Raw genomic sequence first — 5984 nt, 5'->3', positions numbered from 1 at the left:
CTCGAAAAGCGACGAGACGACATCCTGGCGTGGTTCGACCACCCCGGCTCCAGCAACGGACCCACCGAAGCCATCAACGGCCGGCTCGAACACCTCCGCGGCATCGCGCTCGGCTTCCGCAACCTCGCCAACTACCGGCTCAGATCACTCCTCGAAGCAGGCGGATTCCGACCCCTCATCCACTCTCTTTCGTGAAGAGCCGCATTGTCCGCCCGTGACGTGATCGGTCAGGCCAAGGGGATTCTGATGGAGCGGATGAAGATCCCGCCGGACCGGGCGTTCGACGTGCTGCGCAGCTCCTCGCAGCACCTGAACCTCAAGCTGCGCGAGGTCGCCCGCCGGCTGGCCGAGACCGGCGAACTGCAGCACCCCGACACCTGCTAGTCGAGGCCGACCAGCCCACCGGCTTCGTCCAGCTCCAGTCGGACGTCCAGCCTCAATCGGTCGAGCAGGTGATCTTCGTGGCTGACCACCAGCAGCGCCCCCCGGTAACCGGCCAGCGCGTCGACCAGTGCCTGGCTGGTGGACAGGTCGAGGTTGTTGGTCGGCTCGTCGAGGACCAGCAGTTGGTGCGGCGGATCGGCCAGCAGCAGCCTAGCCAGCGCCACCCGGAAGCGTTCACCACCCGACAGCGTGGCGACCGGGCGGTGGACGTCGTCCCCGCGGATCAGGAACTGGGCCAGCCGCGCCCGGACGGTACCCGGCGGAGTCCCCGCGGCGGCGGCCCGGACGTTGTCGAGTGCCGAGGCGTCCTCGTCGAGCCCGTCCAGGCGTTGCGGCAGGTAACCGATCCCGTTGGTCAGCGGCACCGCCCGGACCTCGCGACCGGCCCGCAGGGTCGGGTCGGACAGGGTCTCCAGCAGCCGGGTCTTGCCGATGCCGTTGCGGCCGGTGATGGCAAGTCGCTCCGGGCCGGCGATGACGTGGACGCCGCCGGTGTGGTGCAGCTCGGCCAGCCGCCGGCCAGCCGGGACGCCCGGGTCGGGCAGGTCGATGCGGACCCGGTCGTCGTCCCGCAGCCGCTGCTGCTGAGCCACGACCTGCTGCCGGGCGGTCTCGACCCGGTCGTCCAGATTGTCGCGCAGCTTTCCGGCCGAGACCTGGGCCTGGGAGCGTCGGGTGTTCATCACTATCTTGGGCTTGCGCTTGTTGGTGAAGTCGGTGTTGGCGTAGCGCTGCCGGCGGGCGAGCGCGGTCTCGGCGTCCCGACGCTGCAGTTGCTGCCTGCGCAGGTCCTGCTCGGCGCTGCGCAGGCCCTGGGCGGCGGCGGCCTGCTCCTGCTCGACGTCCTGCCGGTAGAGGTGGTAGCCACCGCCATGGACGCTGAGCTGGCCGCGGTACAACTCGACGGTTTCGTCCATCTCCTCCAGCAGTGCGACGTCGTGGCTGACCACGATCAGCGCGCCGCGCCAGTTGCCGATGGCTGCCCGGAGCTGTTCGCGTGCCTGCCGATCGAGATTGTTGGTCGGCTCATCGAGCAGCACGATCGGGGTGCCGGCCAGCCGCAGCCCGGTCAGGGCGACCAGCATCGTCTCGCCGCCCGACAGGGTGCCCACCGGACGGTCCAGGGCGAGCGTCCCCAGCCCGAGCGTGGCGAGCGCCGCCTCGGCCCGGGACTCGATGTCCCAGTCGTTGCCGACGGCGTCGAAGAGCTCGGCCGAGACCTGGCCCGCCTCGATGGCGCGCAACGCGCCAAGTGGTCGGCTGATGCCGAGCAGGTCGGCGACCGAGGCGTCGGTGGCCAGGGTGAGGTGTTGCGGGAGGTAGCCGACCTCGCCGTTGGTCGTGATGGTGCCGGCGGTTGGGCCCAGCTCACCGCGGATCAGCCGCAGCACGGTGGTCTTGCCGGTGCCGTTGTCACCGACCAGACCGGTGCGTCCGGATCCGATTGCTGCGGTGGCGTCGTCGAGGATGGTCGTGCCGTCCGGCCAGGCGAAGGACACCTGGTTCAACAGGATGGCGGGTGTGGATGCGGACATGAGGGCTCCGTTCGTCAGCGAATGAGGGCGCTGACCGGAGCCCGGTGGGCGGTCGACGGTCAGCGCAGGGCCGGGAAGGCATTCGCTGCGTACACCGCGCACCTCCAGTGATCGACGACACGTCACAGTCAGGGTAGGTCAGCCCCGAGCGTGCGCACAAGCGGCCACCTACCATGGGTGGATGCCAGACAGCCAGGTCTCCCCGCACACCACGCCGGCGCGGCCAGACACCCGCGACTGGACCTTCGTGATCTCCGAACCATGCCCCGAGTGCGGCTTCACCCCGCAGGGCAGGCCCGAAACGGTCGGTGCCTGGCTCCGGGACGCCGCCACCCGGTGGCAGGCCGTGCTCGCGCGTCCGGGCGTGACCGTGCGAACCGGACGTGTGGTCGCCGCTGGAGTACGCCTGCCACGTGGCCGAACTCAGCCAGATCTTCGCAAGGCGGGTTGAGCAGATGGGCGACACCGAGAACCCGACCTTCAGCGACTGGGACGGCGAACGGGCCGCGGTGGACGGCGACTACAACGCCCGCGATCCGCGGCTGGTCGCCTCCGGGATCGATGCCGCCCTGCGGCAAGCGGCCGGACTGTTCGATCGACTGGACGCCGAGGCCTGGTCGCGGCCGGGGATGCGCGGCGACGGCAAGCGCTTCACCATCACCACGCTGGCCGACTACTGGTTGCACGAGGTGCACCACCACCTGGCCGACGTCGGCGGTTGAACCACCGGCGTCCCATCATCGGACTGCAGGTCCTTCCCGGGGCCGACAAGGGGAAGTAGGGTGCTGCAAAACCCAACCCCCGCGCAACGAGGAGACGTCATGAACCAGCCGGCCCATCCAGCCGTCGCCGCCCTGTCCGCCGCCATCGCCGACGCCGTCGAGTCGACCCGAGGCGAAGTCGACGACATCACCGTGGAGAGCCTCGAGGCAGCCGAATGGCCCGACAGTTGCCTGGGCCTGGCCACGGACGACGAGGCCTGCCTGGACGTGGTGACGCCCGGCTATCGCATCCGGCTCGGTGGCGGGCTGGCCTACCGCGCCGACCAGAAGGGCAACGTGCGCCGGGAACGGGACGACGTGGCTTACCCGCACGTCGGGGTGATCAGGTTGCACTACAGGATCTCCGGCGGCATCACCGGGCGGGTCAGTGAGTTCAAGACCGACAGCTATCAACTGTCGAAGGCCGAGAATGACGAACTGCGCCGGTTGATCGAGGAGGCGGACTTCTTCCACATCGGCAACCCGGATCCGCTGCCGGTGGTGATGGACGGCCGCCGGGAAGAGCTGTGGATCGCCATCGACCGCCGCAACCACAAGGTGATCCGCGGGGACGGGATCGACTGGGACGACACCGAGGCCTATGGGGCGCTGGTGGCCTGGGCGGCGGAGCGGACACCTCCAGTGTTCCCCGAGCGGCAGGGCGGCCAGCCGGGCTGACCGACTGACCGGCTGCGGCCGGCGAACTGGTCAGGACACCAGCAGTTCGTCGATCTGGTTGACCGCCATGGTGAAGCCCTGCTCCATGCCCATCTCGAGCACCTGCTGCAGGCCCTCGGCAGTCGGCTACACGCTGACGTAGGTGGCCTTCGTGCCAGATCCGTTCGGCTCGAACCGGTAGACGCAGTGCGCGACCGGCATGTCGGGCGCCGGGTTGAACTCCATGTCGGCGGCGAAGCCGTCGTCGAATTCGAAGCTGTTCGGCTCGTCCACGGCGGTGACCCCCCACCAGCCGGGGAACTTCTCCCCCTCGGGCGAGGTCATGTAGTAGTGGACGCGGCCGCCCGGGGTCAGCGAGTGCTCGACCACGGTGGCCGGGTAGCCGGGCGGTCCCCAGATCTTCTCGAGCTGGCGCGGGTCGGCGTAGAGCTGCCAGACCCGCTCGACCGGGGCCGCGAACTCGGCTTCGACGGTGAGGGTGCGATTGTCCAGGTCCTTGGTGACGTTGGTGACGGGCATTTCAAAGCTCCTTGTCAAGCAGTTCATCGATACGGGCGACCCGGCCCCGCCAGATGTCCTCCAGCTCGTCGAGCATCGAGGCCACCGAGCGGACCGCGTCCACGTCGCCGCTTGCCAGCTGTTCTCGTCCCGCCCGTCGCTTGCGCAACAGGCCGGCCCGCTCGAGGATGGCGACGTGCTTCTGCACGGCGGCGAAGCTCATCTCGTACTTCTCCGCCAGCTGTGAGATCGAGTGCTCCCCCGCCAGCACCCGCCGCAGGATGTCGCGCCGCGTGCTGTCGGCCAACGCGCCGAACAATGCGTCTGCGCGTTCCTCGGGATCCGGGGAATCGATCACAGCCCCAAATGTACAACCGAAAGGTTGTACGTTGCCAGGTCTGGACGCCGGTTTCGCGGCGCCCAATCCGCCCCCACAGGCCGACGCCGAGCGAGTTGATCAGCAGTACACTCCCGGGACCCACCAGCGCGAGGAAGTCCGATGAACACGGACGACAGGTCGACCAGCGCGCGCTGGGAGCACACCACAACCCTGCAGACCAGGCGGTACGAAGCGCTGCCGATCGACTCCGGCACCTTCGTCCTCGAGGTCTCCCCCGAACTGGTCATCCTCAACAAGCCGACCGGAGACGGCGGCATCAAGCGACCGACCATCGACATCTGCAGGTGCACGGCGATGAAGTACGAGTGCACTACCGACCCGAACGGCAACACGATCTGCAAGGAGGTCTGCACCGCCTGGGAGTGCACCACCATGCCGGCCATCGGGCAGGAGGTGCGGCTAGGCCCCGGCAGACTGCGGGGCCTCGTGCACTCAGTGCCCTGGCACCCCCTCCTACGTGGCAGCAGTAGCGGCGCCAGTGGTGGTCATGCCTGCTCGTCCTTTCCGAGGTAGGCGAGCACAGCGGCGACGGCGGCTTCGGTGCCCGTGCGCAGGGTGGGCTGCATGACCGGACCGAAGCCCGGGTTGTGGTTGGGAAGGGTGGGCGTGCCGGCGGTGAAGCCGCCAAAGCCCCAGTAGCAGTAGGGGACGCCGAAGGCGTCGGGGATGATCGAGAAGTCCTCGGACGCGGTGATGGGCTCGAGCTTCTTGACCCGTTCGGCGCCGAAGTGGTCGACGAAGGCCCCGGTTACCCTGGCGTTCACATCAGGATCGTTGTCGGTCAGCGGGTACTGGTCGTACAGCTCGAACGTCGGCTCGACCGGCGCGCCGGAGGCTTGGCACTCGGCCCGGACGATCCGCTCGATGGACGCCTGCAGCTTGTCGCGGACGGCCTCGTCGTAGGCGCGGATGTTGAGCAGCAGGGTTGCGTCGTTCGGGATGATGTTGGCCTTGGTGCCGGACTGCAGCGAGCCGACGGTCACCACACCGAACTGGCTGGGCGCGATCTCACGGGCCACGATGCCCTGCAGCCGGGTGACGATGGCCGAAGCCATCAGCACCGGGTCGACGCCCAGGTGCGGCATCGAGCCGTGCGAGCCCTTGCCGGTCACCTTGATGCGGATGCAGGCGCCGGTGGACAGCACCGGCCCGGCGGTGGTGCCCACTTCGCCGGCCCACGGCACCGCCAGCACGTGCTGGCCGAGCGCCACGTCGATATCGGCACGGAACAGTACGGTGGGGCCTTCGCCGTTGGCCAGGATGCCGACGACGCCGCCGCCGATCTGCTGGACGTCGTAGCCGTAGGCCTCCAACCGCCGCGTGATCTGTGCCGTGGTCTGGGTCTCCTGCATTGACAGTTCCGGGTTCTGGTGCAGGTGGACGTACAACTCCTCCTGCCAGCCACTGATCTCATCGAGACCCTGAAGCACGCGCTTGGTCGTACTCATCGGTCGATCCTTTGCGGTTGAAGTGGGCGCTACCGAAGTCTAGTTCCGGTGCGGGCGTGGTGCCCGGTGGACCACCGAGCCACCAGGCAAGCGCGGCAATGAGCGGTCAGCGCGCTGCCCGGTGGCGATGGCGAGGCTGAGGACGGACGCGAAGGCGCACCAGGCGGCGTAGGCGCCGAGCATGGCGGCCTTGCCGCGTCCCACCCCGGCAGCCCGCCGG

General features: G+C 68.9%; 11 protein-coding genes. 6 read left to right on the top strand and 5 right to left on the bottom strand.

Going from position 1 to position 5984, the window contains the following annotated elements; translation table 11 throughout:
- Both WBL05_RS02715 and WBL05_RS02710 read left to right on the top strand, forming a co-directional pair.
- Positions 1-195 (top strand): transposase (locus WBL05_RS02715; RefSeq protein ID WP_424223580.1); only part of this gene is annotated, 195 nt, incomplete at its 5' end.
- A 9-nt stretch (positions 196-204) separates the two neighbouring features.
- The gene (locus WBL05_RS02710; protein ID WP_424223579.1) at positions 205-384 is read left to right on the top strand and encodes an ANTAR domain-containing protein; all 180 of its coding nucleotides are present in this window, start codon (positions 205-207) and stop codon (positions 382-384) included.
- Here the strand turns inward: WBL05_RS02710 and WBL05_RS02705 are convergent.
- Complete coding sequence (locus tag WBL05_RS02705) at positions 381-1979, bottom strand: ABC-F family ATP-binding cassette domain-containing protein (RefSeq protein ID WP_424223578.1); 1599 nt, start codon at positions 1977-1979, stop codon at positions 381-383. The genes WBL05_RS02710 and WBL05_RS02705 overlap by 4 nt on opposite strands.
- 181 nt (positions 1980-2160) lie before the next feature.
- Between WBL05_RS02705 and WBL05_RS02700 the strand changes: the two genes are divergently transcribed.
- The 3 genes from WBL05_RS02700 to WBL05_RS02690 all read left to right on the top strand — a co-directional run bounded on the left by WBL05_RS02700 (position 2161) and on the right by WBL05_RS02690 (position 3418).
- Entirely contained in the window at positions 2161-2430 is a 270-nt protein-coding gene (locus WBL05_RS02700) for a hypothetical protein (RefSeq protein ID WP_424223577.1), read from the top strand.
- Positions 2393-2701, top strand: a complete 309-nt coding sequence (locus WBL05_RS02695; RefSeq protein WP_424223575.1) for a hypothetical protein — start codon at positions 2393-2395, stop codon at positions 2699-2701. The genes WBL05_RS02700 and WBL05_RS02695 overlap by 38 nt, the downstream gene beginning before the upstream one ends.
- A gap of 99 nt (positions 2702-2800) precedes the next feature.
- The gene (locus WBL05_RS02690) at positions 2801-3418 is read left to right on the top strand and encodes a hypothetical protein (protein ID WP_424223573.1); all 618 of its coding nucleotides are present in this window, start codon (positions 2801-2803) and stop codon (positions 3416-3418) included.
- Between the two features lie 126 nt (positions 3419-3544).
- On the opposite strand, the gene WBL05_RS02685 is transcribed toward WBL05_RS02690, so the two are convergent.
- Complete coding sequence (locus tag WBL05_RS02685) at positions 3545-3937, bottom strand: SRPBCC family protein (protein WP_424223572.1); 393 nt, start codon at positions 3935-3937, stop codon at positions 3545-3547.
- Position 3938: 1 nt separating this feature from the next.
- On the bottom strand, positions 3939-4274 hold the full coding sequence (locus WBL05_RS02680) for an ArsR/SmtB family transcription factor (RefSeq protein ID WP_424223571.1): 336 nt from the start codon (positions 4272-4274) through the stop codon (positions 3939-3941).
- Between the two features lie 141 nt (positions 4275-4415).
- On the opposite strand from WBL05_RS02680, the gene WBL05_RS02675 reads away from it, so the two are divergent.
- Positions 4416-4829: a hypothetical protein gene (locus tag WBL05_RS02675; protein WP_424223569.1), complete on the top strand. Its 414-nt coding sequence runs from the start codon at positions 4416-4418 to the stop codon at positions 4827-4829.
- On the opposite strand, the gene WBL05_RS02670 is transcribed toward WBL05_RS02675, so the two are convergent.
- Together WBL05_RS02670 and WBL05_RS02665 are read right to left on the bottom strand one after the other, a co-directional pair.
- Positions 4802-5764 carry a peptidase dimerization domain-containing protein gene (locus WBL05_RS02670; protein ID WP_424223567.1) on the bottom strand — a complete coding sequence of 321 codons (963 nt, stop codon included), beginning with the start codon at positions 5762-5764 and terminating at the stop codon, positions 4802-4804. The two genes, WBL05_RS02675 and WBL05_RS02670, sit on opposite strands and share 28 nt — an antisense overlap.
- A gap of 39 nt (positions 5765-5803) precedes the next feature.
- Positions 5804-5984: hypothetical protein (locus WBL05_RS02665; RefSeq protein ID WP_424223565.1), on the bottom strand; the 181-nt coding region annotated here is incomplete at its 5' end.

Source organism: Brooklawnia sp. (genome assembly GCF_049651565.1).
Lineage (GTDB): Bacteria > Actinomycetota > Actinomycetes > Propionibacteriales > Propionibacteriaceae > Brooklawnia.
This window is presented reverse-complemented; position numbering and strand designations above follow the sequence as displayed.